Source organism: Cellulomonas sp. P4_B5_2, from assembly GCF_056402235.1.
This window is the reverse complement of the sequence record NZ_JBFUHU010000423.1, coordinates 1-2,583: the sequence shown is the minus strand read 5'-3', so window position 1 is coordinate 2,583 and position 2,583 is coordinate 1. Positions and strand designations below refer to the sequence as shown.

At 77.5% G+C, this 2,583-nt stretch carries 2 protein-coding genes and 1 pseudogene; all 3 read left to right on the top strand.

Annotated elements, in window-relative coordinates; translation table 11 throughout:
* The coding region (locus tag AC1DUQ_RS20495; protein WP_477074497.1) for a hypothetical protein at positions 1-923 on the top strand (923 nt) is incomplete at its 5' end.
* Positions 923-1,771, top strand: a complete 849-nt coding sequence (locus AC1DUQ_RS20490; protein WP_477059723.1) for a hypothetical protein — start codon at positions 923-925, stop codon at positions 1,769-1,771. The genes AC1DUQ_RS20495 and AC1DUQ_RS20490, both read left to right, overlap by 1 nt.
* A pseudogene (locus AC1DUQ_RS20485) lies at positions 1,768-2,583 on the top strand (cell division protein FtsK); the annotation flags it as partial. The gene AC1DUQ_RS20490 and the pseudogene AC1DUQ_RS20485, both read left to right, overlap by 4 nt.

Genomic DNA, 2,583 nt, shown 5'->3' with positions numbered 1-2,583 from the left:
GCATCGTGGCGGCCGGGCACGTGGACGCGGGACCCGCCGCGGTCGGTGTGGGGCTCGCCGCGCTCGTCCTGCTGGCCACGAGCGCCGGGCTCGGCCGCGGCGGGCAGCGGTATGCCGGTCTCGCCTTCCTCGCGCTGGCCCTCGGCTGCGCGGTGCCGTTCGGGCTGCTGCTGGACGCGAACCTCCTCGAGAGCGTGCTGGCGGCCGTGCTGCTGGCCTGGGTCGCGCTCGGTGCGGGCATCGGGGTGGGCCGTCGGGACCGCGGGGCGCTCGCGGGCGCGCTCGCGGGCGCCCTGATCACCGGGCTCCACCTCGCGCTCGGTGCGCTGGTCGACGCCGTGCACGCGGACACCGCGGTCGCGGTCGTGGCCGTCGTCGCGTGCGGGCTGCTGCCCTGGTGGGCCATGACGTCCTCGGGCCTGACCGGGCTCGACGACGCCGCGCTCGACGGTGCCGCCCCCAGGCGGACGCGCGTGCGGACCACCCTCGACGAGGCCTACCGCGGCCTCACCTGGAGCGCGGTCGCGGTGGCCGTGGCGATCGCGATCTCCTGCACGGGTCTGGTCGCGTCGGGCGACGACGGGGCCACGCTGCTCGCCGGGATCGTGCTCGCCGTCGTCGCGCTCCGGACGCGCAGCCTCCCGCTGCGCACGCAGGCCGTCGCCCTCTGGGTCGCCGTGGTGGTCCCGCTGGTGGTCGGCGTGCTCGGCCCGTGGGGTGCGCAGGAGCCGTGGCTCGCCGCGGGGATCACCCTCGGGGTCGGCGTGCTCACCGCGATCGTCGCCGGCGCGCGTCCGTCCGGTCAGCAGCGGGCGCGGCTGCGCCGGCTCGGGGACCTCGCGGAGCTCATCGGCGTGCTGGCCGTCCTGCCGGTCGCGCTCGGCGTGTTCGGCGTCTACGGCGACCTTCTGGGCACGTTCTGATGCTCGTCCGCGACGCGCTCCGGCTGGGGTTCGCCGGYTCGACGGCGGTGGCGCGCGACCTCGTGGCGGCCGACGAGGGACTGCGCCGACCAGTGTCCACGAGCCGACGGATCGCTGTCGTGCAGGCGCACGGCGGGGCAGGGGCGACGACGGCGACCGCCGGGGTCGCGTCGGTGCTCGCCGGTCGACGTCCGACCGGGGTGCTGGCCATCGACGCCGGGCACGGGAACGCGTCGCTGGCCGCCGCGTGCGGGATCGACCGACCGCTCGCGTGGGCCGACGGCCGCGCCCGGACCGCGGGGATCGCGCGGGCGGAGCAGGCGCGTGCTGCGCTCCCGCGCACCCGCGACGGGCTCGCCGTCCTGGGCGACGGGTCGGCGTCGGCACCTTGGCCCCCGCAGCCGCGGACGTGGCGCGAGGTCGTCGACCCCGTGGGCCGGTTTTTCGACGTCGTCCTCACCGACTGGGGCGTGCGCGGCCCGGACGAGCTGGCCGTGGTGGCCGGCGACCACCACGTGGTCGTCGTGGTCGCGCGCGCGGACCGGGCGGACGCCGAGCGTGGTGTCGCCCTGGCGTCGCACCTGGCGACCACGGAGCAGCGGGCACCCGCCGTCGTCCTGCTGCTGGTCGACGTCGGCGGCACCGGCGGCCCGTCTGCGACACCGGCCCGCGACGCGCTGGCCGCGCATGCCGTGACCGTCCGGAGCGTGCCCCACGACCCCGCCCTCGGTGCGGGCGCGACGTCCCCGGGGACCGACGTCCGCACGGCCTTCTCCACCCTCGGCGCGCACCTGCTCACCCTCGCGTGCGACCCGCACGCCGCCCTGACGGCCGGGGACGCGGGATGACGCGCACCCTCGTCCACCGCCCTGCTCGCGTGGTCCGACCCCTCGCCGCGCCGCCCGACGTCCCGGTTGCCGCACCGCCGCAGATGAACGACGCGGCCGGCGGCTCCGGTCTGCAGTCGATGCTCCCCGTGGTCGGTGCCGTCGGGTCCATGACGATGATGCTGGTGCTCCGCGGGAACCCGCTGTTCGTCCTGGTCGGCGTGATGGTGCTGGTCGTGGCGCTCGTCGGCGGGGTCGGCATGGCGCTCAGCCACCGCGGCACGGCGGCGCGCGGTCGGCGGCTGCAGCGCGAGCGGTACCTGGACTACCTCGAGGGCCTGCGCTCGGACCTGCGGGACGCCGAGAACGACGCGCGCGACGTGGCACGGACCGTGCACCCCGACCCGGTCGCGCTGGTCGACGTCGTGCGCGACCCGGAGCGCCGCTGGGAGCGCCGGCGGACCGATCCCGACTTCCTGGACCTGCGGGTGGGGGCCGGCGACCGGCCCTGGTTCGACCTGCGGGTGCCCGAGGACCCCAACCCGACGCAGCCGTTCGACCCCGCCATGGCGGCGGAGGCCGAGGCGGTCCGGGTCCGGCACGGACGCGTCCCGCAGATGCCGATCACCGTGCCCCTGGACCGCGTCGGCGAGGTGGCCGTCATCGGGCCGCGGGACGCCTGCCTCGCGGTCGTCCGCGCGCTCACGGTCCAGGCCGTCGCCCTGCACGCCCCCGACGACCTGCAGGTCGCCGCCACGTTCTCCGCGGACCGCGCCGGCGACTGGGCGTGGCTGGGCGCGGTCCCGCACGTCGTCGACGACGCGCTCTTCGAC